This is a genomic window from Sutcliffiella rhizosphaerae (assembly GCF_917563925.1).
In the GTDB taxonomy this organism is placed as follows: Bacteria; Bacillota; Bacilli; order Bacillales; family Bacillaceae_I; genus Sutcliffiella_A; species Sutcliffiella_A rhizosphaerae.
The window spans coordinates 226,546-252,222 of sequence record NZ_CAKJTJ010000003.1 but is presented as its reverse complement, the minus strand read 5'-3'; the positions used below and the strand labels follow the sequence as shown (position 1 = coordinate 252,222).

General features: G+C 35.4%; 27 protein-coding genes. 2 read left to right on the top strand and 25 right to left on the bottom strand.

The features are described from left to right. From LRP81_RS04870 to spoIIID, 22 genes are all read right to left on the bottom strand, one after another. On the bottom strand, nucleotides 1-1,125 hold a 1,125-nt coding region (locus tag LRP81_RS04870), incomplete at its 3' end, for a glycosyltransferase family 4 protein (RefSeq protein WP_230500120.1). Between the two features lie 14 nt (nucleotides 1,126-1,139). Next, entirely contained in the window at nucleotides 1,140-2,270 is a 1,131-nt protein-coding gene (locus LRP81_RS04865) for a glycosyltransferase (protein ID WP_230500119.1), read from the bottom strand. Between the two features lie 161 nt (nucleotides 2,271-2,431). Further along, nucleotides 2,432-3,694 (bottom strand): lipopolysaccharide biosynthesis protein, encoded by a 1,263-nt coding sequence (locus LRP81_RS04860; RefSeq protein ID WP_230500118.1) that lies wholly within the window; start codon nucleotides 3,692-3,694, stop codon nucleotides 2,432-2,434. An 18-nt stretch (nucleotides 3,695-3,712) separates the two neighbouring features. Continuing rightward, on the bottom strand, nucleotides 3,713-5,056 hold the full coding sequence (locus LRP81_RS04855; protein WP_230500117.1) for a nucleotide sugar dehydrogenase: 1,344 nt from the start codon (nucleotides 5,054-5,056) through the stop codon (nucleotides 3,713-3,715). Next, the gene (locus LRP81_RS04850) at nucleotides 5,043-6,080 is read right to left on the bottom strand and encodes a Gfo/Idh/MocA family protein (protein ID WP_230500116.1); all 1,038 of its coding nucleotides are present in this window, start codon (nucleotides 6,078-6,080) and stop codon (nucleotides 5,043-5,045) included. The genes LRP81_RS04855 and LRP81_RS04850 overlap by 14 nt, the downstream gene beginning before the upstream one ends. A gap of 7 nt (nucleotides 6,081-6,087) precedes the next feature. After that, nucleotides 6,088-7,227, bottom strand: a complete 1,140-nt coding sequence (locus LRP81_RS04845; protein WP_230500115.1) for a DegT/DnrJ/EryC1/StrS family aminotransferase — start codon at nucleotides 7,225-7,227, stop codon at nucleotides 6,088-6,090. Continuing rightward, nucleotides 7,217-7,798, bottom strand: coding sequence for an N-acetyltransferase (locus LRP81_RS04840; RefSeq protein ID WP_230500114.1), 582 nt, complete (start codon nucleotides 7,796-7,798; stop codon nucleotides 7,217-7,219). Before LRP81_RS04840 ends, LRP81_RS04845 begins: the two co-directional genes overlap by 11 nt. 24 nt (nucleotides 7,799-7,822) lie before the next feature. Continuing rightward, nucleotides 7,823-9,088 carry a glycosyltransferase family 4 protein gene (locus tag LRP81_RS04835; RefSeq protein WP_230500113.1) on the bottom strand — a complete coding sequence of 422 codons (1,266 nt, stop codon included), beginning with the start codon at nucleotides 9,086-9,088 and terminating at the stop codon, nucleotides 7,823-7,825. After that, a complete protein-coding gene (locus LRP81_RS04830) occupies nucleotides 9,088-9,708 on the bottom strand; it encodes an acetyltransferase (RefSeq protein WP_230500112.1) in 621 nt (206 codons plus the stop codon). Before LRP81_RS04830 ends, LRP81_RS04835 begins: the two co-directional genes overlap by 1 nt. Nucleotides 9,709-9,716: 8 nt before the next feature. Beyond that, nucleotides 9,717-10,328 (bottom strand): sugar transferase, encoded by a 612-nt coding sequence (locus LRP81_RS04825; protein ID WP_230500138.1) that lies wholly within the window; start codon nucleotides 10,326-10,328, stop codon nucleotides 9,717-9,719. Between the two features lie 26 nt (nucleotides 10,329-10,354). After that, on the bottom strand, nucleotides 10,355-11,485 hold the full coding sequence (locus tag LRP81_RS04820) for a DegT/DnrJ/EryC1/StrS family aminotransferase (protein ID WP_230500111.1): 1,131 nt from the start codon (nucleotides 11,483-11,485) through the stop codon (nucleotides 10,355-10,357). A gap of 76 nt (nucleotides 11,486-11,561) precedes the next feature. Further along, nucleotides 11,562-13,397 (bottom strand): polysaccharide biosynthesis protein, encoded by a 1,836-nt coding sequence (locus tag LRP81_RS04815; protein WP_230500110.1) that lies wholly within the window; start codon nucleotides 13,395-13,397, stop codon nucleotides 11,562-11,564. Nucleotides 13,398-13,484: 87 nt separating this feature from the next. After that, the gene (locus LRP81_RS04810; protein WP_317987032.1) at nucleotides 13,485-14,192 is read right to left on the bottom strand and encodes a CpsD/CapB family tyrosine-protein kinase; all 708 of its coding nucleotides are present in this window, start codon (nucleotides 14,190-14,192) and stop codon (nucleotides 13,485-13,487) included. Further along, nucleotides 14,182-14,928 (bottom strand): YveK family protein, encoded by a 747-nt coding sequence (locus LRP81_RS04805; protein ID WP_230500109.1) that lies wholly within the window; start codon nucleotides 14,926-14,928, stop codon nucleotides 14,182-14,184. Before LRP81_RS04805 ends, LRP81_RS04810 begins: the two co-directional genes overlap by 11 nt. 480 nt (nucleotides 14,929-15,408) lie before the next feature. Next, nucleotides 15,409-15,636, bottom strand: coding sequence for a hypothetical protein (locus LRP81_RS04800; RefSeq protein ID WP_230500108.1), 228 nt, complete (start codon nucleotides 15,634-15,636; stop codon nucleotides 15,409-15,411). Nucleotides 15,637-15,753: 117 nt separating this feature from the next. Beyond that, nucleotides 15,754-16,185, bottom strand: coding sequence for a 3-hydroxyacyl-ACP dehydratase FabZ (gene fabZ / locus LRP81_RS04795; RefSeq protein WP_230500107.1), 432 nt, complete (start codon nucleotides 16,183-16,185; stop codon nucleotides 15,754-15,756). A 128-nt stretch (nucleotides 16,186-16,313) separates the two neighbouring features. Beyond that, entirely contained in the window at nucleotides 16,314-16,613 is a 300-nt protein-coding gene (locus LRP81_RS04790) for a DNA-directed RNA polymerase subunit beta (RefSeq protein ID WP_230500106.1), read from the bottom strand. A gap of 34 nt (nucleotides 16,614-16,647) precedes the next feature. After that, nucleotides 16,648-17,484, bottom strand: a complete 837-nt coding sequence (locus LRP81_RS04785; RefSeq protein ID WP_230500105.1) for a flagellar hook-basal body protein — start codon at nucleotides 17,482-17,484, stop codon at nucleotides 16,648-16,650. Nucleotides 17,485-17,507: 23 nt separating this feature from the next. Beyond that, a complete protein-coding gene (locus LRP81_RS04780; RefSeq protein WP_230500104.1) occupies nucleotides 17,508-18,329 on the bottom strand; it encodes a flagellar hook-basal body protein in 822 nt (273 codons plus the stop codon). A 578-nt stretch (nucleotides 18,330-18,907) separates the two neighbouring features. Next, complete coding sequence (locus LRP81_RS04775) at nucleotides 18,908-20,908, bottom strand: acyltransferase family protein (protein ID WP_230500103.1); 2,001 nt, start codon at nucleotides 20,906-20,908, stop codon at nucleotides 18,908-18,910. A 340-nt stretch (nucleotides 20,909-21,248) separates the two neighbouring features. After that, nucleotides 21,249-22,250 (bottom strand): rod shape-determining protein, encoded by a 1,002-nt coding sequence (gene mreB / locus LRP81_RS04770; protein ID WP_230500102.1) that lies wholly within the window; start codon nucleotides 22,248-22,250, stop codon nucleotides 21,249-21,251. A 291-nt stretch (nucleotides 22,251-22,541) separates the two neighbouring features. Next, nucleotides 22,542-22,805 carry a sporulation transcriptional regulator SpoIIID gene (spoIIID, locus tag LRP81_RS04765; RefSeq protein WP_230500101.1) on the bottom strand — a complete coding sequence of 88 codons (264 nt, stop codon included), beginning with the start codon at nucleotides 22,803-22,805 and terminating at the stop codon, nucleotides 22,542-22,544. Between the two features lie 525 nt (nucleotides 22,806-23,330). Here spoIIID and LRP81_RS04760 point away from each other — a divergent pair. After that, the gene (locus LRP81_RS04760; protein WP_230500100.1) at nucleotides 23,331-23,669 is read left to right on the top strand and encodes a BsuPI-related putative proteinase inhibitor; all 339 of its coding nucleotides are present in this window, start codon (nucleotides 23,331-23,333) and stop codon (nucleotides 23,667-23,669) included. A 24-nt stretch (nucleotides 23,670-23,693) separates the two neighbouring features. On the opposite strand, the gene LRP81_RS04755 is transcribed toward LRP81_RS04760, so the two are convergent. The 3 genes from LRP81_RS04755 to LRP81_RS04745 all read right to left on the bottom strand — a co-directional run bounded on the left by LRP81_RS04755 (nucleotide 23,694) and on the right by LRP81_RS04745 (nucleotide 24,948). After that, nucleotides 23,694-24,206: a DUF4269 domain-containing protein gene (locus LRP81_RS04755; RefSeq protein WP_230500099.1), complete on the bottom strand. Its 513-nt coding sequence runs from the start codon at nucleotides 24,204-24,206 to the stop codon at nucleotides 23,694-23,696. A gap of 31 nt (nucleotides 24,207-24,237) precedes the next feature. Further along, nucleotides 24,238-24,714: a DinB family protein gene (locus tag LRP81_RS04750; RefSeq protein ID WP_230500098.1), complete on the bottom strand. Its 477-nt coding sequence runs from the start codon at nucleotides 24,712-24,714 to the stop codon at nucleotides 24,238-24,240. Nucleotides 24,715-24,804: 90 nt separating this feature from the next. Further along, a complete protein-coding gene (locus LRP81_RS04745) occupies nucleotides 24,805-24,948 on the bottom strand; it encodes a hypothetical protein (RefSeq protein WP_230500097.1) in 144 nt (47 codons plus the stop codon). 240 nt (nucleotides 24,949-25,188) lie between these two features. On the opposite strand from LRP81_RS04745, the gene LRP81_RS04740 reads away from it, so the two are divergent. After that, on the top strand, nucleotides 25,189-25,674 hold the full coding sequence (locus LRP81_RS04740; RefSeq protein ID WP_230500096.1) for a GNAT family N-acetyltransferase: 486 nt from the start codon (nucleotides 25,189-25,191) through the stop codon (nucleotides 25,672-25,674). Nucleotides 25,675-25,677: the final 3 nt, after the last annotated feature.

Sequence of the window (25,677 nt, the reverse complement as noted above, 5' to 3'; positions counted from 1 at the left end):
GTTATAAATATTAATATAATCTTCTACTATTTTATTCCATTCAAACTCTGTAGATTTAAGTAATGCGTTTTGTGATAAATTATTATAGTCATGAATGATTTTTAATATATTTTTTGATATATCTCGAATGTTATTAGGATTAACCGGAAATCCAACTTGCCCTATTGAGAAATAACCGTCTACCCCTTGCCCTTTAGTATATATTATTGGTAGCCCCTGTGACATTGCTTCAATATAAACTAAACCAAATGTCTCTCTGAATGAAGGCATGACAAATATGTGAGCGCTCCTCAATAACCTTAATAGCTGTCTTTTGTCATTTATATAACCATGAAAATTAACGTGATCTTGTAAATTTAATTCTTTTATTAGGCTTTCTAAGTTTTCGAAGTTATCTCCTTTACCTATAATGTCAAATTGAACATTTAACCCTTGATCGACTAGTATTTTTAATGCTTTAATAGTTGAGTGTACATTTTTATTTTTGTTTAATTCTCCAATGAATATTAGCTTAACCCTTGACATTTCGCATAAGGAACTTCTGTGTTTATTTTTATTTTGTTGCCAAAAATCATCAATCCCATTTGGAATAACTAATGATTTTTTAATTATTTCATCTTGAATACTAAGAGGAATATAGTTGTCTAACATAAAATTTCTGTAAGCGGGGGATAGAAAGATGATATATTTCGCCTCTCTTAATATCTTTAAACCAAAACTCCTTAAGTGAATTGCATATTTAAAAAAATAATTAATATCAGTATTTCTTACTGCTACTACATAATCAATTCCAGCAGTTTTTTTTAATTTATATGCTATAGAACCATTTGAAAAAAGAAAATGTGCATGAACCATTTTTATATTACCAAGCTCAATATTTATCTTAATATCTGAAAATATCTTATCAATTTTAGTGAAATATAAAATCCTATCCAGCTTATTATATGGGTTAGAGAATATGAATTTTGTATTACTAGGGTTAGATAATAGTCTCTTATTTTGAATAAACTCAGATTTATAGGGAACATACATAATTTGGTTTACTTTTTTCTTATCTATTTCTTCCAACATACATTTATATAGATTCGTATCGGGATAACCTGAACATATATGAAGTATATCCATTTTTCCTCCTTAATTTAATACAACTCATTATAAAGCTTTAATAAATTTCTTTCTTGATTTTCCCAATTGTAGTCACTTGCTAACTTTTTTGCATTCAGACTTTTAACATTAATTTCACTTATATTTTGACTTCCTATATGTTCTATTGTTTTACTCAAAGATTCTTCAGTTAAATCAATAATCCAGCCATTATTATATTTTTGAGTTATTTTTTCAAGTTCATAAAGATTATTCACAATTAGTGGGAGACCTACCATCGAATATTCGAAATATTTGTTAGGCATACTATAATAATAACTAAGTGAGGTGTTCTCTATTAAACACAACCCTATATCAGCAGATGCAGTATAACTCAATAACTCAATTGTTGAAACTGCCTCATGAAAAAAAACATTTTCATATTTATCAGCATACTGTTTAACCAAGTGCTCTAATTGGCCAAATCCAATAACCACCAGTACATTGTGCTTACTAATTTTTGAAAAAGTTGACAAAGTAATTTCCAATCCTCTTCCTTTATACAAACCTCCCTGATATAGAAATATTGTTTTATCTTTTGCAATTCCGAACTTTTCTCGAAATATATTACTTTTTATATCGTTAACATAAAATGGGCAATTGTAGATAATAGCTGGCTTTTTTATATTATATTTATCTTTATATTCTTGAGCAATTCCTTCGCTGACTGTAATTATTTGATCTGGAATTTTTATTAGTATTTTTTCAGTAATTTCAGAGAAAACTTTTCTTATGCCTCTTAACCCATTGCGTTCAGTTTGGTATTCGTGGGCATCATACACAATTTTTATATTTTTGTTTAAAAATATTTTAGTAAATACTGCAATTGGTAGTGGAGCTAAATCATTACAATGAATAATATCCATCTTTTTGCAAAACCTTGCACTCTTTAGAAAAAATTCAATGTATTTAAACACTTGTACAAATAAAAGTTTAGGTAATTTTTTGGTCATTAATTTAATTCTATAAACTTTGATACCACTTACTTCATCATTGATTAATAATTTGTCCGAATGTAATGCAATTACCATCACAAAATAATCATTTTTCTGTAATGTTATTGCTTCTTTTAATACTCTTGCATCATTCTTAAAGTCATTTAATACAATCGATGCTACTTTTTTCATAAATTATCAAATCCTTTTATATAAAAAACATATATTTAAATCAAAGACTAATTTTTTTAGGAATGGTAAATAAATTGGTGTAGCTAATTCTCAAAAAAACCATTTTTATTGTCCTCTTTAATCATAAAAAGGAAAATATTAAACTTTTATAAATTTATTAATCATTTTTTGGTTTTATTTTTTGAAACTTGGTAAGTGACTATTAATATTATAAAATAATTAAAACTTATTATAACACTGTAAACAGTGAAAAAGGTGTATATATTAAGTTTATATAACCAACAAAAGATGAAAATTAATACTGTTGAAATTAGTAAAGAACTTTGCCATATTAAATCTATTTTTTGTCTCTCGAAAATAATGTTAATTAAGGACAGTGGAGTAGCTAAGAACCTTAGGAAGAATAATGGCAGTAAATATTTTGCATATACACCTGCTATTCCCCATTCTTCTCCGAAAACAAATCTAATTAAGTCTTCAATAACGAAGAACATTATTGTAAATATCGGTAATGATATTACCAATAATTTCATTAATGTTGAAACATATATTTTTTTTGCATTTCCACGTATATTTTTTTCACTTGTTGCTTTCTGCAAAAATACTTGTCCGATTGATCTTCCGATCAAAGAAGTAGGCAAACCTAATATTCTTTGAATTAAAGAATATTGACCGAGTAGGCTTGTGGAGTAAATCAATGATAAGAAAAATGTTATAGAATGTTGAGATAATGTATTTGCAAATGAAGCCCACATTGTTATTAAAGGAAAGCGCTTATATCTAACGGCCAATTTAATCATCTGCTTAATATTAATCTTTTGTATCAATACCTTATTTTTAAATAACGACAATGCGAGTTTTCCATTTGAAAAAATATGAGAAATTAATTGGCCGCCTATTAATCCACCAAACCCAAATTTTAAGTATCCAAATAACATTTGGAATATGGACAAGCTTAATGTTTTTAATACCTTAACTTTTGCTATTAATCCGAAATTTTCTAATCTTGTATTGTAATAATTTAAAGCATTAAAAATCCCTATGAAAAATATAGCAATAGGAATTGTATATAGCCAATTTCCAATTTCATCATTTCCAATTAAATAAATTATATCTTCATAACAAATTATAATTAATAACATGAATAAAAGGCTTATAACTGACGAAATTAAAATCGATAAAGCAACTAGATTTACTGCATTTTCTTCTTTTTTAGGCAATACAATTGCTAATTCGTACCTAAGGTTAGCAATTGTTCCAACTACAGTTGTAATCGCTATAAACAAAGCTAATACTCCAAAGTCTTCCGGAGTATATAGCCTTGTTAATATGGGCGAAATAGCTATTGGTATAGCTTGTGCCAATGTCGTTCCTGTTAATAACTTTAATATGTTTTTGTTATAGGTGCTCCCCGATTTCTTCATACAAGTCCTACTTTTCAATTACAATTTGTAATAGTTTCTCTTATCCCCTTCAATACCTAAGAAGCTATTCCTTGTATCAAAAATCACCTTGGATTTGGATAGGATTTCACTGTAATTGAAATTACTATGATTTGTTGCAACTAACACTAGATCTGCACTTTCCAATAATGAATCTGTAATATTTTTTTCAGGAGATCTTTTTTCACCTTTAAACTTATATTCTTTTACAAAAGTATCTACTACAACACAACTTGCGCCTGCATCATCTAGTAATTCTAGAATTGGTAATACTGGGGATTCTCTATAATCATCAATGTCCTTTTTGTAAGCCACTCCTAACACCACTATGTTTGCCCCATTTAATGGAATAGTTTTGTTGTTCAATATTTCAGATATTCTTTTTACTACATATTCAGGCATATCATTATTAATTTCACCTGCAATTTCTATTAACTTAGTATGATAGTTATATTCTCTTGCTTTCCAAGTTAAATACCAAGGGTCAATAGGTATACAATGTCCCCCTAATCCTGGTCCAGGGTAAAAGGGCATAAACCCATAAGGCTTTGTTGCAGCAGCATCAATTACTTCCCACACATCTATCCCCATTTTGTTACATAAAACTGCCATTTCATTTGCCAGTCCTATATTTATATTACGGAATGTATTCTCTAATATTTTTTCCATTTCTGCTACTGCTGGACTAGATACTTCATGTATATCACTTTCTAACACGTTTCTATACATGGTTGCTGCAACTTGTGTACATTCTTTTGTTAATCCACCTACAACTTTAGGTGTGTTTTTCGTCTTAAACTCTTTATTTCCTGGGTCCACGCGCTCAGGTGAATATGCTAAAAAGAAATCCTCTCCACATTTTAAACCACTTTTCTCTAAAATCGGTTTAAGTAATTCCTCAGTTGTACCTGGATATGTAGTACTCTCCAAAACTACTAGCATACCTTCATGTAAGTATTTAGCTATATCATTAGCTGAGCTTTCTACATATGAAGTATTTGGTTGTTTGTATATATCTAGTGGTGTAGGTACACATATAGCGACCGCGTCGACTTCACTAATTAACGAATAATCAGTAGTTGCTTTTAACTTTTTATTAACTACTAATTCTTGCAACTCTTGGTCAACTACGTCTCCAATATAATTTATACCGCTATTTACTTCATTAACTCTAGACTCTTGTACATCAAACCCTATTACATTATATCCTGCTTTAGATTTTTCAACTGCCAACGGTAGTCCAACGTAACCTAATCCAACTACACCTATAACAGCAGTTCTATTATTTAATTTTTCAATAAGATCTTTTGAGAGGTTTGTGCCTCTTAACTTAGTTGACAACATATTCTTTCTCCTTTATAAATTGAATTGGTTGATTTGTCATTGCAGATTTATAAAAATCTAAAACTAGTTTAAGTACCATTTTCCCTTCTTCACCTGTTACTGAAGGTAGCCTATTGTTCTTAATCGCATAAATCATATCTTCAATTAACAATTGATGACCTGGTGTACCCCAAGGATCTTTCCTAATCGATTCTTTTAGCAATTCTATTTCACTTTGGGATTTCCCTTCAATTTCAAGGTGCTCTAAATATAGAGCATTGGGACCTCCTATTTTTATTGTTCCTTTTTCACCAAAGATTGTTATGGACTCTTCAAAATTCTTAGGGTATACAGTTGAAGATGCTTCTACCGTACTTAATACTCCTGATTCAAATTTTATAACCCCAATTGAAACATCTTCTGCTTCAATATTTCTTAAACGAGTTGCCTCATAACTGAAAACTTGATCAGGTCTTCCTAAAAACCACAGTAACAAATCTAAATTATGAATCGCTTGATTCATAAGAACCCCACCATCATACTCTTTTGTTCCTCGCCATTGTGCTTGATCGTAATATTCTTGGTTTCTATTCCAATTAACTGTAGCATTTGCATGACTTATTTTTCCTAATAAATCCTCATCTAAGATATTTTTGAGCAATTTAACTACTGGTCTATATCGGTTTGGATGTACTACTGTCAGTTTTACATTATTATCTTTACAAGCCTCTATTATTCTCTCAGTATCATCTAAATTCATAGCAATAGGCTTCTCTACAATTATATGTTTTTTCGCATTTGCAAGTTGTACTGCCAAAGAAGCATGAAATCCACTTGGAGTACAAATACAAACAACATCTATTACTTCATTCTGAAGCATATCTTCAATATTTGTATATGCATAAGCACCATATTCTAATATATAGTATTCCATTGCAGTAGATACTTTATCACAAACAGATACAAGCTTTGCTCCTTCAATTTGACTTATCGCTAGAGCATGCTTTTTTGCGATAAATCCACACCCCACAATTGCAAAATTCATTTTATCTTCACTTCTTTCTTTCTAACATAAATTTTTTGATAATTGTGCAAATTTCTACTATTTCTTCTTCTTTTAAATAAGGGTGCATTGGTAAAGAAAGTACAGTATCACAAAGTAAGTTTGTTACATAGAAATCGCTATCAATAAAAGAGCTTGAAGAAAAAGCCTTCTGTTGATGCATAGGCTTAGCATAGTAAACCATACAAGGAATATTGTGTTCCAATAATCTTGTTTGCAATTCATTTCTTATTGCTTTTGATTCTAATTTAATAGTATATTGTGCAAAACTTGAATAATATCCATTAGGAATAATAGGAGTGGATACTATACTTTGTAATTTATTATTATATGAGTGGAATACACTATTAACAGCATCTAATTCTTGTTCTCTAAATACCTTTAATTTCACCTGAAGTATTGCAGCTTGTATCGTATCTAGTCTAGAGTTAACACCGATTCGTACATTGTCATATTTACTTGTCCCTTTACCGTGTACCTTAATTGAATTAATTAATTCTGCTAAACTATCATCATTAGTAAAGATGGCTCCTCCATCCCCATAGCAACCCAGTGGTTTCGCAGGAAAAAAAGACGTAGTTGCAGCATTTCCAAAACTACAAGCCATCTTTCCATTTATGCTACCACCAAAACCTTGTGCACCATCTTCTAAAACTAATAAATTAAACTTTTGTGCTACCTTTTCAATCTCTTCATAGTCTGCAGGTAATCCGAATAAATCAACAGGTATAATAACTTTTGGGTTAAGTTTACCTTCTTTTACTATTCTTTCTATAGTTAACTTTAAACTTTCGGGACAAATATTAAATGTATTCTCATCTACATCGACAAAGACAGGAGTTGCTCCATTGAAAGATACTACTTCTCCTGTTGCAAAAAATGTGAAATTAGGAACAAAAACCGCATCCCCTTCTTTAATATCCCATGCCATTAGAACTAGTGATAAGGCGTCAGTACCATTAGCACAAGTAATACAATGTTTAACACCAACATAGTCTGCCAGTTCTTTTTCTAGTTCTGTAATCTGCTTGCCTCCGATAAAATTCGCGTGATTTAAAACCTCTTGTATTGCATGATTAATTTCTACTTTATTATTTTCGTATTGAATCTTTAAATCTCTAAATTCCATTAGTATCTCTCCTAATTTTATTTATCCTTCCATTATGTTCTTCGTAGGAATTTCCACATTCATCACACGTTAGGTGCTTCTTCATAGGTAATCCGCATACACAAACCCATCCTATTTGTTTTGCTGGTATTCCTGCCATAAGTGCGTAATCTGGAACATCTTTAGTAACAACTGCACCAGAAGCAATCATGGCCCACTTTCCTATGATGTTACCGCAAACAATTGTTGCATTTGCTCCAATAGAAGCTCCATATTTCACAAGTGTTTTTTTATATGCTGCCTTACCTTTTGGATATTTGCTTCTTGGAGTTAAATCATTTGTGAATACCATTGAAGGACCACAAAATACATAGTCCTCTAACTCTACTCCTTCGTAAACCGAAACATTATTCTGGATTTTTACACCATTTCCAATTTTCACATTGCTTGAAACACTTACATTTTGACCAAATGTACAAGCTTTACCTATTGTAGTCCCCGAAAGGATATGGCTGAAATGCCATATCTTTGTACCTTCACCAATTTCTACTCCATTATCTATATAACTACTTTCATGTACAAAAAAATTCATTTTTCATCCCCTAACTTACCACTATTAAATATTTTTGTATTCAAATAAACCTTCGAGTTTATCAGTAAGAAGCTTAAAATCATAAGATTTCGCTAGATTATAGGCATTATCACAATAACTTTCATACTCAATTTGAGATAATTTTGATATTCTTAAAACCTCCGTTGCTAATTGTTCTACGGTCCCATTATCAATAACAGTTCCGCAATTATGTTTTTTTATTAAGTCATAACCAAATTCACAATCAGACAATACTGGTTTACGACTTGCAAAGTACTCAAACATTTTATTTAAACTTGCACCATATTTTTTTAAACTATTTTGCTCAAAGTGAAATATGTTTAGATTGGATTTACTTAAAATGAAAGGTATATATTTCTTATCCACATGCCCTTTAAAAACTATATTTTGTAAGTTGTTTTTCAAACAATACTCTTCTAATACTTTCTTTTGTAACCCCTCGCCAAATATTAAGATTTTTACATGATTTTCATTCTTATCACTTAAATATTTTGCAATGTCTACAAGTTTTTTTACATTGTTTGCTTTGCTAATTGAACCAGTATATATTACTTTAAATATATTCTGATTCTTAATATCTTCATCATCAATTTTATTGTGTTCTTTTAAAAAATTAAATGATTCTAGGTCAACTCCGTTATTTATATACTTGACCTTTTTCAAATTTATCGGGCCACCACTTTCCAAATCCCATGATTTACCTTTTATATAATCAATGCCCCCTGGCATTGTAAATATAATCTTGTCTGAATTTTTATATATCCATTTTTCACCCATATATAGAAATTTAGCGATTAAACTATTAGGACTAATTGATCCGTACGCTACTAAAGTTTCTGGCCATAAATCCCTTACTTCACTAATGCAAGACACTTTAAATTCTTTTGATAACTTTATCCCAGCTACCAAAGTAAGCGGGTGAACACTTGAAGCTAAGATTAAATCAGGCTTTCCATTTAACCTAGCATATTCTTTAGAAATAGGGATAATATTCTTGTAAAAAGAAAGCATATTTATTATTCTCTGTTTACCATTTCCCTTATAATCTGGTGTTTTTATTATGACAAATGGTATCCCATTTTTTTCTTCAATTTTATAATTACTCTCAATTCTTATTCTTTTATGAGAATTATGAATAGTAGAGGCGCAAAATATTATTGGTTCATACCCTTTTTTCTTTAAGTACTCTGCAAACCAAAAGTGCCTTCCCGCTTTTTCATCAAACATTTTTGTTGCATAATGATTAAAAATCCAAATTTTTTTTTTCATTATTTTACTCTCCTAGCTGGTATTCCAATATAAACTCCAGCCTCATTAATATCCTTTACAACAACTGCTCCAGCTCCTAGCGTTGTATTTTCGACTATTTCTATATTATTTTTCACTACACTTCCAACTCCTAACCATGAATCACTTCCTATTTTCACTGAACCGGCTAGGTGTACCCCAGGAGATAAATGGACAAAGTTCTCTAACTCATTATCATGATCTAATGTAGAACCTGTATTAATAATGCAACCCTTTCCAATAGTAGTACAGCAATTTATTATTACCCCCGCCATAATAACTGTACCTTCTCCAACCTTCACATCGCTTCCTATGACTGAGTTTGGATGTATTAAAGTTGGGATACTAGCACCAATTTGTTTAAGCGTATTATATATTTCTCTTCTAATTTTATTATTGCCTATTCCTACAAAAATGTCGTATTCTTTAATGTAGTCCACAAACCTGGTTGTATTCCCTATTACATTTAACCCCATTGATATTTTTTTATTTTTATTGTCATCTAAAAAAGAAATACTGTCCCATTTCCCTATTTTTAGCGCTATATCTGCAACTACTTTCCCATGACCACTTGCGCCAATTATTAATAAGTTCTTATTCATTTAGTTATTCATTCCTTATCACTACCTTGAAATTGCTCCATTGTAGTTGATGATACAGAGTTTATCCCTTCTCGCACAAAAACTTTCTTAATTGTCCTAAAAATTATTTCACAATCGCCAATAAAATTAACACTTTCTACATAAACCACATCTAAATTGAACTTCTCTTCCCAACTTATTGAGTTCCTACCACTCACCTGAGCTAATCCCGATAAACCTGGCCTTACATCATGGCGTCTTCTCTGGTGTTGGTTATACAGCGGAAGGTACTGAACAAGTAATGGTCTTGGTCCTACTAAAGACATATCTCCTTTAAGAATATTAAAAAGTTCAGGAAGTTCATCGAGAGAAGTTGACCTTAGGAAACAACCAAACCTTGTAAGCCTCTCTTCATCTGGAATGAGTACCCCATCTTTATCGACTGCATTCGTCATCGTTCTGAATTTATACATTACAAATACTTTCTCGTTTAAACCCGGTCGTTTTTGTTTAAATATGACTGGACTTCCTAATTTACATTTCACAAGTAAATAAACTATTATGAATACAGGCGTCAATATAATAACCGCAATTAAAGCTAGTACTATATCCAAAGGTCTCTTAAAATATCTATAGTACATCCTTGCATTATTTTTACCTTTTTCTGTCAATTCATCCACAACCCTTTAATTACATTTGAAACTCTTTTTAAATCCTGTTCATTCATTTTTGTATCGGATGGAAGACAAATGCCTCTTTCAAATATTTTTTCTGATATATCAGTACCCACAAAGTCATATTCTTGAAAGAAAGGTTGCATATGCATAGGTTTCCAAACTGGTCTTGATTCAATATTTTCTTTTTCTAGGGCTTCCATAACATCCAAAGGTTTAACTTTCCCATTTAGAGTAATTGCGCTTAACCAATAGTTTGGTGAATCCCATTTATTAACAGGCATGAATTCAACACCTGCTAATTCATTAAATTCACTCTTATAATATTCGAATATGTGTTTCTTTTTTTCTATTCTTTCTCCAAGTATTTTCAACTGTCCTCTGCCTATACCGGCAACTACATTACTCATCCGGTAATTATACCCTAGTTCGCTGTGCTGATAATGTCTCGCTGGATCTCTTGACTGAGTTGCCCAGAAACGCACTTTCTCAACCATATCCCCATTATTTGAAACTAGCATACCTCCTCCAGAGGTTGTAATAATCTTATTACCATTGAAAGAAAAAATGCCATAATCACCAAATGTACCAGTATGCTGCCCTTTATAATAGCCTCCTAGAGATTCAGCAGCATCCTCTATAACTACAACATTATGTTTCTTACAGATTCCCATTATTTTATCCATGTCAGCAGAAAGACCGTAAAGGTGTACTATAATTACAGCTTTAACCTCAGGATATTTTTCAAATGCCAATTCCAAAGATTGAGGACACATATTCCAAGTTTCAAAGTTACTATCAATAAAAACTGGTGTTGCATTTTGATATATTATAGGGTTTGCTGTTGCTGAAAAGGTTAATGTTGGACAAAACACTACATCTCCTTTTTCTACTCCAGCAGCTATTAAAGCTAAATGGATAGCTGCTGTCCCTGAAGATAGTGCTGCTGCAGCTTTTGAGCCTACTCTACTGGCTAGTTCACATTCAAAACTATTTACATTTTCACCTAGTGGTGCAATCCAATTTGTATCAAACGCATTTTTTACATATTGCATTTCATAACCTTCTTCACTCATGTGTGGTGAAGAAAGATAAATTCTTTTTTTATTAGTTAATTTACCCATCTAATTTTTCATCCCTCTATATTAATGAGAATAATTTCTAGATAATCATATAATATTTATTTTTCATTCAAATAAATTAAACATTTATTCTTTTTTTAAATAATTCCTTGATTTCTGGCTCGTTATTATTTGCTACTTCAAGAAGATATTTTCTTAAATCTAATTCATTCATATTTTTAAAATTCAATAAAAAAATATTCAATATCTCTCTTTCTTTTACTGTAGCCTTCCCTATATGTATCTTCGGGAATATATCTGCTTTATGAATCTCATTTTCATTGAGTAACTCTTCATACATTTTCTCTCCAGGCCTAATACCTGAGAATTTAATACCTATTTCTTCAATGGTATAGCCTGAAAGTGTAATAAGATTTTTCGCCAAGTCAACAATCTTTACTGGCTCTCCCATATCCAAAACGAATATCTCTCCCCCTCTAGCTAAAGTTCCAGCTTGGATCACTAAGCGAGAAGCTTCCGGAATCGTCATAAAATATCTTGTCATATCAGGGTGTGTGACCGTGACTGGACCACCAGCTTGTATTTGCTTTTTAAATAACGGGATGACACTCCCTCTACTTCCCAAAACGTTTCCAAAACGGACCGCAACGAATTTCGTCTTGCTTAATTGAGCTAACTCTTGAATCACCATTTCCGCAAATCTCTTCGTTGCTCCCATAACATTGGTAGGATTCACCGCTTTATCAGAGGATACAAGTACAAAGGTTCCTACACTAAAAGTGTCTGCTGCATCTGCTACATTTTTGGTACCGAAGATGTTGTTTTTCACCGCTTCTTCTGGATTCCGTTCCATTAAAGGTACATGTTTGTGTGCGGCTGCATGGTAAACAACATGCGGCATATATTTCTCCATAATTAGGAATATTTTGTCACGATCTTGGATATCTGCAATTTCGGTATGAATGATAATCTGGTCGGCAAAATCTGCTTTCAACTCTAGTTCAATGGAATAGATACTATTTTCTCCATGACCAAGAAGGATAAGTTCTTTTGGGGTAAAATTAGCTATTTGACGACAAATTTCTGAACCAATAGAACCACCTGCACCTGTGACAAGTACCGTTTTTCCTGTTATCGACTCTGAAATGCTATTCATATCCAGCTTTACAGGGTCTCTTCCTAATAGATCTTCCACTTCTACGTCCCTGACTTCATTTACAGAAACTTTTCCAGACATTAAATCTTCCAGCATTGGAATAATTTTAGTCTTTGCATCGGTTTTCACACATTCTTGATAAATCGTATTTATTTCTTTTTTACCAAGAGAGGGAATAGCAATGATAATATTGTCTATTTTCATTTTTTCTACCGTTTTTTCTATATCAGCAACACTCCCCATTACAGGAATGTCATAAACTTGCAACTTATGCTTTTTCTCATCATCGTCAACAAAAGCTACAGGAAAGAGTTCCGCTTCTTTGTTTTGTAGAAGCTGACGAGCAACCATACTTCCAGCAGCTCCGGCTCCGATAATTAAGGTCCGCTTCTTATTAGATCTCGGTTTGAAATAAATATCTCGATATACCCTCCATGAAAAGCGGGAGCCACCTATGAGGATCATATGTAACATCCAGGTGATTAAAAGTGCTCTAATATAGATATGCCCAACTGCTAATAGCTGCACAAATCCTGTTACCGCAACGGAATAAGTCACAGCTTTCAGAATCGTTATGATTTCTCCTACGCTCGCATATTCCCAGGCCTTATGATAGAGCTTATATGTGTATGCGAATAAATGATGCCATATAATAAGAGATAAGGAGCTTAGTAGTAATGTTTTGGAGCTAAAAATGCTAGTGCTAGGATTTAACAGCCAAAAACTAACATAAATAGATGATATGACAATTAATGAATCGACAATTATTAAAAGCGAAAGCCTTTTTTTATACGTCAATGATATACCTCCTTTTCCCTTATTTTGTTACTTTCATAGTCTTATAGTCCTTTTTTAGTACAAAAAGAAGAGGAACAGCCAACAAGGCTATTTCCCTCCATAATAATAGTAAAGTGCACCGTCTTGTCGTTTTTTTCCGTTCAATACCACACCAAGGATCTTCGCCTGTGCTGCGTCAAGTAACTCCTTCGCTTTTTGGGCGCTTTCTTTTTCGGTAGAACCGCTTGCCACAACCATTAGCGTTCCGTCACATTTGTTGGCAAGTAATTGCGCATCCGTTACCGCAAGTACTGGAGGAGTATCAAAGATTACCATATCATACTGCAAATAAGCAGCTTCCAGCATTTCTTGCATCGCTTTTGAACTAAGTAATTCTGCAGGGTTGGGTGGAATGGGTCCACTTGTTAAAATATCTAAATTATCAATCCTAGTTGGATTAATGCTTTCTGTTAAAGTAGATTGCTTTGTTAACACTGTCGTTAAGCCTGTTACATTACTTTGTTGAAAGGTATAATGAGCTGTTGGTTTACGCATGTCGGCATCAATGAACAGGACTTTCTTCCCTTGTTGGGCAAACACTACTGCCATATTACTAGCTGTAGTAGATTTCCCTTCAGATGGACCAGAAGAAGTTACCATGATAGAGCGCAGATTGCGGTCCACTGCAGAAAATTGAATATTTGTTCTGATAGTTCGATATTGCTCAGAGATAGGAGACTTCGGCAATTTATCGGATATTAAATGCCTGCTAGTCGTAGCAGCCGATTTTCGATTTTTGATTTTTTTAAGAACCAACTGTCTCACCCCTCGTTCTTGCTACTTTTCTAGCAATTTTTTGTGCCTCTTGTATGTCTTTTTCTTCTATTAATGTAATCGTTCCAATGACAGGCAGGCCAAGTAGTTTTTCAATATCTTGCTCTGTTTTGACGGTGTTGTCCAAAAACTCTAGTAGGAAAGCTAAACCGACTCCTACCATCATCCCTACAACAAAGGCAATAGCCATATTCAAAACAGGCTGCGGTTTAATGGGCGATGGATTCTCGCCAACCTGTGCTGGTGTTAAGATGTTTACATTATCGACATTCATAATATTTACGACTTGTTCTTGGAAAACCAAAGCAGTTGTATTGGCGATGTTCGCGGCCATAACAGGATCAGGATTTTCCACTGTTATGGTTAATACTTGCGAATTTTGCACACTTCCCACTGTTATCATGTTGGTTAATTGTGAGCTTGTATGAGTATTGTTTAATTCTGAACTGACTATATCTAAGATTGTTCGACTTTTAATAATAACGTTATATGTATTGATCAACTGGATATTTGCTTGAATATCACCAGTGTTATATGACGTTTGGTCTGCTTTTTCTTGGTTTACTAATAATTGTGCTTGAGATTGATAGATTGGTGTTATTAAAAAGTAGCTCACTAGTCCGCTTAATGTAGTGAAGATGGCAGTGATTAGGACAATGAGCCAAAGTCGTTTCCGTATTGTGTGAAAAAGTTCCTTGAGACTGATTGTTTCTTCCATTTTGACCTCCGGGTAGTTTTAGGCATTACTGGTAATGTCTATATATTTTTCTTTTTTCTTCTTTTTTTTCCATACTGAACTATTATAGGTCAAAATCTAACATTTATCTATATAATAAATGTAATTTCCTTGTAATAAAAGAGGGGAAAAGTTTAAAAGCATGTCAAAACTGGTGTAATATTTTACAATTAAATCGCTTTTTGTCGAATTATTGAAGAATATTGTCGATAGTTACACTATTTCGAATTTACATATAATATTTTATCAAAAGATGCTTAGAGATAATAGGTTTGTCATTAATATGTATGACATTTAGTTGAAAAGTTCTACAAATTATGAACAAAGTGACAAAAATAACTAACATATGGATTATGTGATAGGTGGATAGGATAGAAGGGATCTGCAGTCGCGAGGGGAAAAAGAGGAAAAAGAGCATAATAAAAGAGGCAGTTATAAACTGCCCCTCGTATTAGAAAAGGATTATTGCTGGTCTTCAGTATCCTCTTCCATATCATTTACATCATCTTCCATTTGATTCTCATCTTCTTCGATATCGTTCATATCATCTTCCACGTCAGGATTTGTAGGTTGTTCCATTGGTGGGTTCTCTTCTGGTGGAGGAACGTCCTGATCGTTTGCTGCACATCCTGTAATTAACACCGCCGTTAAAGCAGTACCAGTAAGTTTCAATAACCATTTGCTGTTCATGAAAACCTTCTCCTTTCAAAATGGAAATTCTAGACCTTATTAGCTCATTATGCTTGGTCCCTTTTTATATTCCCCAATTTTTAAGAAAGTTTGCATGAAAACTGCAATTTTTTTAAATTACTTCTTTGGTCCTAAAGCGAACATCATTTCCAGTTCACAAACAAGCTCTCCGTCAACCGTCGCTGTACCCTTGCCTTTTCCCATGCTGCCGCGTACTCGCGTCATTTCTACTTCAAGTCGAATCTGGTCCCCAGGAACTACTTGTCTTTTAAAACGGCAGTTATCAATTCCAGCAAAAAAAGCAAGACGCCCTTTGTTTTCTTCTTTTTTTAGCATTGCAAATGCGCCAACCTGGGCAAGTGCTTCCACAACTAGTACACCTGGCATTACCGGAAAATCCGGGAAGTGTCCATTAAAGAACTCTTCATTAGCCGTCACGTTTTTAATCCCAACTGCACGCTGGCCCTCTTCTACTTCTACAATTTTGTCCACTAACAAAAATGGATATCTATGTGGGATGATTTCTTTGATTTGATTAATATCATACATATATTTAGTACCTCCTACTAATAGTTACTTGTAATTATATAGGAAGTAAAATGAAATAGAAAGGATTTACACAGGTAGAAATAAGAAAGGAAGCCATTTTCCTCTTAGGGAGGAATGTTGGCTTCCTGTTATTCTTTGTTTACAAGATCTAATATATGCTGCCAAGTTTCTTTTTTAAATACGTCCATTGGTTCTCCTCCACCAAGGACTGCATATCCAAACATGGATCCAGCTATCAAAGCAATTGCCATCACGGCAAGGATAATGATTAGACGCAACCATATAGGGATTAAGCGGATACGCCATCTGATTCTTTCTGGGCGACTTTGCTCCACTACCTCTTCTGTGTTTTCTTCTTTTGCTTGCTTTTTCTGAGCTTTGCGCAATTCTTCTCTTGTTAAGCTCTTTTGTTCTTCCTTTTCTCCCATGTGAATGCGCAACCTCCTCTTTCCAAATTCTATATTATACCTTCAATCCGTTCACAAGGCCCATCATCTGATCGGCGAATTGAACAGAGCGGGCGTTAAATGAATAGGACCGTTGCATGAGCGTCATTTCTGTTAGCTCTGTCGCGAGATCGACATTGGATTGCTCTAATACGCCTTGTCTCATGCCGATATCACCACGTGCACCACCTTGCATCAACGTCAACACATCCTGTGGGTTAGCGATATTTGCAGCTGGAAGAGCAAACAGGGATCCTGGTCTGGACTCAAGCATTTGCGGACGAATGACTTGGGCTAGACCGAGTTCACGTGCAAGGGCTTGTCCGTTCGTCAGTTCAGCAGTGATGACTCCACCTGGCTGCAACTGAATTTCTTTTATATTTTCCGGAAGGATGACCGGAGCTTCGTTGCTATCAAGTACCGGGTGTCCTTCGGCTGTTACCAGCATCACTTCATTGTTATTAATTGACGACAAATAAAAGACACCATTTCGCGTAAATTGGGTACTAGTTTGCCCATTTTCTGTCACTTGAACCGTAAAAAATTGATCCTCTTGTGTAAGCGCAAAGTCGAGCATTCTATCAGTCGTTCTCATCGCACCTTGGGAGAGGTTAAGCTTTGTCTGACTAAGTGCAGCTCCAGTGGAAAGTCGGATTCCAAGTGGCGTGTTTCGCACTGTTTCGTATTGGTTTAATGCTTGGTTATTGTTCTGTTGGGTAAGCAGCTCCTGAAAGGTTGCATTTCTGTTTTTGTAACCAACTGTATCGACATTGGCTATGTTATGTCCGATTAGGTCCAGCTGCTTTTGAAGCTGATTCATCGTGTTTGTTGCGTTTAGCATAATTCTACTCATGTTCATAGGTCCTCCTTTCGAGTTTAATTTATTCGTCCGATTTCATTGGCGGCTTTTTGCATCGTCGTGTCGTATGCTTGGATCACTTTTTGATTCGCTTCAAACGCTCGGAACGCCGAAGTCATGTCAGTCATCGTTTGAGCCGTGTCCACGTTGGAGCGTTCAATGTGACCTTGCAGAACTTGAAATACCGTTCCAGGGTTCCCGGCAGCTTGTGGCAATGCTTCATTATTTTCCAAACGATAAAGGCCGTTGCCATCCCTTATGAGGTCGTATGCATTTGGTGCAAAGGCAATGCCGATGCGACTATTCACGATGCCATTCTCTAGGATGGTGCCGTCTTGTTGCATATCAAATTGGCGGGACTGAATTTGAATGCGGTTATTATTTTCATCTAGTACATATTGGCCACTGTTTGTCGTCAGATAGCCTTGCTGATCAAGTGTAAAGTTTCCGTTTCTTGTGTATCTAGGAGTACCATCCTGATTTTCCACCGTAAAGAAGATAGAGGAGCCTTCTGGTAGCTGTTGATTTAGAATGGCTATATCGGTGTCATTGCCTGTTGGACGCATGTCCCCTTGCACATGTTTCGGTGCTGTTTCTTGCAAGTAAACACCTGTATTTAAAGGGCCGATAGTTTGCTGTTGTGCAAAGTTAATCGGCTTAGTTGTTGGAATATTAGCTTGTTCCATTCTTTTCATGAGCAGCTCTGGGAACGCTCGTAAGGATGACTGATCGGCTTTATAGCCTGGCGTATTGGCATTGGACAGATTATTCGACAGCATTTCCATGCGACGCTGCTGGGAGATCATCCCCGCGGTCGCTGTGTAAAATCCTCGCAACATTAATATGGTCACCTCAAATTTTGTTGTACGTGCATACTTTTCTACCTTTTATTATAGTACAAATTTCGAATTGTCGATATATGTTTTTGGAAAGAGGTGGGATTTTGTGGGGGTGGAGATGTTTTGATGGCTTGTTCATGGGGGTTTTATGGGGAGATTTGGGTTTATTTGAAACTTTAGTGATTTATTTGCTGAGTTTTAGAGTTATTCGCGACTTTTACAATTTATAGGATTTTGATTCTTTTTTGAGTAGCTTAAATAATGTTGGAATATGACGAAGGCCCTTGTGACCAAGAATCTTGATTACACACAAGGACCTCCATTATTTTAATAACTTCTGAAATACCAGCACATTATTGGTATTCCATTACTTTTTTTTGGTGATAATTCCGTTTATAAATCAAATTTTGCTTTATTGTTTCGTCTCTACAGTCATCGATTAGGAGCTCATGGTATTTAGTTCTTTCTTAGTATATGCCACTCTATTAAAAGTTTTGAAAGCATAGGAAGCACCTCCATTTGTGAATTCCTGTCTTTCTTTTATACCTTTCGTCCCGTTTTTTAAACTAATTCCCGCCTTATTTATTCAATGCCTCCATAACTTCTTTTTTTATTAGTGGTGCCATTGTTTTAACATATGTTGCCGTTATGTGGTGCTTGTCCCTATATATTAGTACATTTCCTCTTACTGGTTTACAGTAGTCTTTTTCACACAGATAATCGGTGAAATCTGCATAATGAACGTTTTCAGGAACATAATTTAATTTACTAAAAGGACTTTCAGTTGGTAGTGCTGTATTTCTTTCAAGAGAGCACTCCAAAGAATCCGAACCATTTTCTTCTACACACGAAGGCACATCAATATCAAACCAAGCATTATCTCTAATGGCAAATACTGGGATGTTTGCGTTTTTTAGCTTTTCCCATTGTTCAACAAAGCCATTTGGAACTTTTGGCAGTACTCCTACATCAGCAGTGGTGAAGACTAGGTCTGGTTTTGTATCAATGAGTGTAGTCATTAATTCTTTATTCCATTGGACACATGACTCATTCGTACTTGCACTCACATCTTCAGCAGTAAATCGACAAGAGCTTTTCGTATAATTAATGATTTTAATACTTTCTTCTTCCGCTATTTGTTCCAGTGCCGGGAGCCATTGAGCGGAGTGAGAACCTCCGACAATCGCAATCGTGTATTCGGGGTTATTAATTACTCCATATTCGCAACTAATCAACTCAGATCCTGAAATTCCTTGGTGGCAATTATCAATGTACACTTTTGGTAAATCCTCTTTCGCTTGCAGTGGAGATGGTAGAAAATCAATATCTTCTTTTGTTTCTTGAAGCTGATACGTCGCTAAGGCACCAGGGTAGTCTGCATCCAATATAAGACTTGCAAGTTCTGCATTAACTTTATCAATTTGATTAGACCAAGTGGTTGCCAAAAGGATAGTGGGTATCATACAAGCTAAAACTACCGAACTTCTCTTCCATTTCGGACTTTTCTTGTTCATGGATCGGATTGGTTTTTCTATTAAGTTGGTTGTTACATATGACATGGCAATACTAAACGCAAGAATTAAAAGACCATGCGTCAACGAAACCGTATCTTTTCCTGAAAGAATGAAGTAAAAAATAAGAATTGGCCAGTGCCATAAGTATAAGGCATACGAAAGGGAACCCAGTTTTATGAGCGGTTTAATACTCAGGAATCTGTGTACACCATATGAACCGCCTGTGTTTCCTGCAAGTATGATGAAAATTGCAGCACCGGTTGGCCACAATGCCGCATATCCTGGGAAAACAGTGGACACTTGTAGAACGATACCACAAAGAATAATTGCAAATAGTCCCAACCAACCAATGAAGAAACTGATTGGTTTTTTTAGTACCACCTGTGACCCTAGGACCGCAACTATACCACCAAGAGCAAACTCCCAAACACGGGTAAAGGTGTGGAAATAAGCATATGCTTGATTTGTGTTAGTCAGGTAAATCGAGTAACACAAAGATACTGCAAAAACAGTAAAAAGAACTGATACTAGAGTATTGCGGAATTTTACTTTTATTATTTTGTGTAGAAGTAATGCTAAACCAAAAACAACAGTTGGCCAAATTATATAAAATTGCCCTTGAATAGACATAGCCCAGAAGTGCTGAACTGGACTAGCCTCGTTATTTTGAGCAAGATAATCAATTGAGTTAAAGGCAAGTTGCCAGTTTTGATAGTAAAGAGCTGATGCAATAATTTCCTGAACAGTTTGTGACCATTGCACCTGCGGAAGCCAAACCATACTTACAATAGTTACTACTAACAAGACGAAAAAGGCTGCTGGAAACAGACGTTTCGCCAGACCTAATATATAGTCGAATAAATCAATTGATTCATCCCGTTGGATTCTCCCTAATAATGAAGTAGTAATCAAGAAACCAGACACAACAAAAAAAACATCCACTCCACCTGAGACATTTCCAAGCCATATATGATAAACAGCTACTAAAAGGGCAGCAACAGCACGCAGCCCCTCAATTTCTGTTCGGAATCTTTTATTTATTGAGGTAGGGTGTTTGGAAGACATATGGATCTCCTTTTTCATTAAAAATACATAAACAACTGGGATTATGATAACGAAGAATTGTGGGTGTGTAAACTAAAATTGCGGATTTAGTATGCTGTTAATTTTTTGAAGGCTTTGTGTGGAATGCGGAGCAATAGAAACAGAAAATCCTGTGCATTAGTATTCTTGAGGAACTTGTTGCTTGAACTAGGCAGCGTTAACTTCCTCATTTCAAAAGATAAAGGGTGAAAATTTTTTCAACAAAAAAATCCGAACTATTATTCAAAATTCTTCTGGTAGAATTTTGAACTAGTTCGGATTTTCAAATGAACAATATGCCATTGCATTATTCGTCTCAGTGTTAAGCCAAGCTCTTTCTTGGCAAACGATCGATATGGTCAAGCATGATGCCAGTTCCGATTGCCACGCAGTCCATTGGTTGCTCAGCTACAAGTACCGGGACTTTTAGCTCATCTGCCAGTAGTTGGTCCATTCCGTGCAGCAATGCCCCGCCACCTGTTAGGATGACACCGCGGTCGATGATGTCTGCGGATAGTTCTGGTGGTGTGCGTTCTAGTACACTTTTCGCTGCTTGAACGATGACTTGAACGGATTCGCGCAGCGCTTCTTCGATTTCAGCGGATTTGACTGTGATGGTTTGTGGAAGGCCACTTACCATGTCACGGCCACGAATATCGATCTCCTCATTTCGGGAACCAGGGAAGACGGTTGCGATTTCTATTTTGATGTTTTCGGCTGTGCGTTCACCAATAAGTAGCTTGTACTTCTTTTTAATGTACTGAAGAATTTCGGCGTCAAATTTGTCGCCGGCCATTTTGATGGAGCTTGCTGTTACGATATCTCCCATGGATAGAACAGCAACATCCGTCGTACCGCCACCGATATCGACGACCATGTTTCCGCTAGGCTGGAAGATGTCCATGCCAGCACCGATTGCCGCCACTTTTGGCTCTTCTTCTAAGTATACTTTTTTGCCGCCACTCTTTTCGGCAGCTTCTCTGATGGCTTTTTGCTCAACAGATGTGATATTCGTTGGGCAGCAGATTAAAATGCGTGGCTTGGATAGGAAGCCTTTCACATTCAGTTTTTTAATAAAGTGCTTTAGCATCGCTTCTGTCACTTCAAAATCTGCAATAACCCCATCTTTTAGCGGTCGCATCGCAACGATGTTTCCAGGTGTACGCCCTACCATTTTGCGGGCTTCTTCTCCTACCGCTAGTACTTTTCCTGTGTTGGTATCCAGTGCAACAACGGACGGTTCATTTAGAACGATGCCTTTTCCTTTTACATGGATCAGCACGTTCGCCGTTCCTAAATCAATTCCAATATCCCTTGCAAACATCTTACTTTTTTCCTCCCTGCATCATGCTTTGCGACTTTTTATCCGAATGTCCGAAATCAATTAATATCTAAACGAACACTAACTATAGTCCTAGTTGTATATTCTATCACATTTTACAAAATAAAGGTGAATATTAACAATAATTTCTTGTCAGTATTTAATTGTTTTTGTCGAAATGTAAAGTGCGCGCGCTCACTATTGTTAGACGAGATGATAGGATGATTGGTTTTTTAAAGATTTGGAAAAAAATAATCAGCAGAGCAAATCCCACGGATCTCCTCTGCTGATTTATTATTTGACTACTTCCTCTTCCTTTTTGTACTTGAGCTTCGTTGCTTCTCCACCCCGTAAATGCCTTATGGATTTATGGTAATCCAGAATTGTCTTTACTTCATTTGCTAAATCTGGGTTGATCTCCGGCAATCTCTCTGTCAGGTCCTTATGGACAGTACTTTTGGAAACTCCAAATTCTTTCGCAATCACGCGAACTGTTTTCTTCGTCTCCACGATATACTTTCCAATCTTGATAGTTCTCTCTTTGATGTAATCGTGCACACCACTCGCCCTCCCTAAAATGTGGATGTTGAGAAGTGTGAAATGAGACCCGCCTATTCCGATGTAACGAAGTGCAAATAGTTATAGCTGTATAAAAAAGCAATTAGGATAATTGTTATAGTTCTTCGAGACAATCTACGCCCTCACCTCAAACACTCTCTTTATATGTTTGGTTTGTAACAGTTTATTAGCTTGGTTGGAGCTTTATGCTAACAATGTCAAGAGGGACAAGGGTTTTATTTGATTTTTTTGAAATATTGGTGTAATTAAGGGGATTTTATATAAGTTGGCGGCTAATTTTACGTGAATGGTTCCCTTATATAGAAATGCTATAATAATGATAATAATTTTTCAGGAGTGAGCGTTTAGCAGAATATGCATCTTTCGTTATTTTATTCAAAGCAACTTGAAGCGGGGGATTATGAAATATTTGCGGAAACGGTTTTGATCTTAAAGAAGAGGTATCTCTTCGCATATGTAGAATAGTTTAATCATAAATATTTATGTAGATGGGAGTGACGTGACATGACATTAGAAGCAAAGCTTAGCTATTCAAAGGTTGGCCCTGATTCTTTGATGCTTCATTTTGTAGTAGAAAATACGGGGAATGCTGCCGAAAAGGTAACCTTCCGTAGCGGGCAGCGATATGATTACATCCTGTATAGGGATGGCGTAAGAGTTGAAAAATTCTCAGAAGGCAAGATGTTCACGATGATTTATGAGGAAATTGCCGTGAACGCAGGGCAAGAGCTGAGCTTTGATATCCCACTGAACAACCTAAAGCCCGGCAGGCACAAGATCATCGTCTGGCTCGCCGATGCTGACTGGCCAACAGTAAGAGCCACATTGGAGTTTGATGTTTGAGGTAAGTGAGGAACGATTCTAGCGCTAATTGAATCGTCCCTCTGTTTCCCAATAAGTTATCAAACCGTCATATGGATCACCTTTGATTCCCAACACCTTACAAAATGCTGGTTCTGTTTTGAAGCCTTGTTTTTTTAGGGTGATAATTTCTGCTTTCAAACTGGGCATCTTTTTCATACATTCATTTTCAATCATCATATGAAGATAAGCATATTGTTCTTGTACAGGCTGCGCTTGTCCAAAAAGCTCAAATTCAAATTCGTTGAAATGAAAGTTCGCCTTAACAACCTCTTTACCCCGAATCACCGTTCTTTTTAATTGGAATGCTTCTTTATCTTTGTATAATGCTTGAAGCCTTGCAGCAAATGTCTCCAAATCATGTACTTCCATTATAATGTCAAGATCAGAGCCTTCTATGTCAATGCCTATCGGTATAGTCCCACACAGTGTTGGATTATACTCTTTCAAATCGCTCAAAATATTTAGTTGCATGATGGCAGTATAAGCAGCTCGTTGCTTTCCATTGCCATTAATCATTGCCCGAAACATCCTATTCATCCTCTGCGACCTAAGACAATCCTCTATCGATGAAGTTTGCCGATATTGGTTTTTTGCCGATTTCTCTTGCCCAGATGGATAGTTGGCCGATGTGGTGAATTTCGTGGGCAAGGATGTGGCGCATGATTTCGCCTTGTTTGTAAATGGAGGTTTGTCCGCTCGAGTCGGTATCTAATAAAGTCTTTTTTTCCATCTCATCCTTCCATGAATACACAAACGGGCGAACAACTTTATGATGGTATTCCCGTGAGAACTCCCTCACTTTATGGAGACTCGCATACTCTTTAAATGGTGGGACATCAGGTACCACTTCCCCCTTCATATTCAAAATCCAGCTGTACTCAACATCTACAATGTGAAATAGCGTATGTAAAACTCCCCCTACTCCCCCAACGCGTTCTTTTAAAATATCAGCTTCTGGCACGGTTTCACACCAGTTAAACCAATCTTCTCGGACTTGCCAGTTATATTGAAAAAGCTTTTGCATCGTCACATGCCTCCTTTTTTATACTATACATATTTGTCAAAAAGATGCTCATTCCTGCTTTCCTTCATAAAAAAGAAGCCCACATTTTTATTAGTAAGCTTCGGCAACTTTTCCTATTACTCTTTCCTGACATAAAGTTAATGCCTGTTTCACTATGGTTACATACAAGTATTTTTCTTTTGACCACTCTATGAGTTCTGGTTGTTGCCAAAATTCCTTTAACATACAAATCATGATTTCTTCTCGCTCCAGATTGTTCAGCTCATATCTATGTAAGGCAGAATAAAGCAAGCATTCATTCTGATTAAAAAATCTACAAAAGAAAAGTTGGTCCTTTTTTAATCATCATTGTCAATTTCTGCTTCGATATCCTCATACGTCATAGATAATAATTCCTTTTATGCTCCCAGATAAAACCTAACGATGCCAATTCATGCTAATATTGAATAAAACAGAGCATTTCGGAGGATACAGATGTACAATTTATCATTTATAAAATTTGAAAAGAGCGATTTTCCTGACTATTACCAACTTGTCTCAAATGAACAAGTCATGGCACAAATTACAGAAAGAGCTATACCTTTAGAAGAAGCAAAAGCTGACTACGAGAAGCTTTTAAAAAGAAACAAGCTGCATGACTTGTTTGGTTCTTTTAGAATAATGGATGCCGGTAACTATATCGGATTAGGACATTTGACCAGGAACGAAGAAAACGAAGAAGAAGCAGAAATTGGCTATATGATTTTGCCAGCTTTCTGGGGTAAAAGATATGGGACAGAGATTGCCAAAAAATTAGTTAATAAGGCAGAGCAAACATCCGTAAGAAAATTGACAGCGATTATCGACCCTGCCAATGCTGCCTCTAAAAAAATTTTAACGAAGCTAGATTTTGTAACAGAGAAAATTTGCAAGATTGACGGGTTGCCTGGGGAGATTTTAGGTAAGAAACTGGGGGAGTAGATC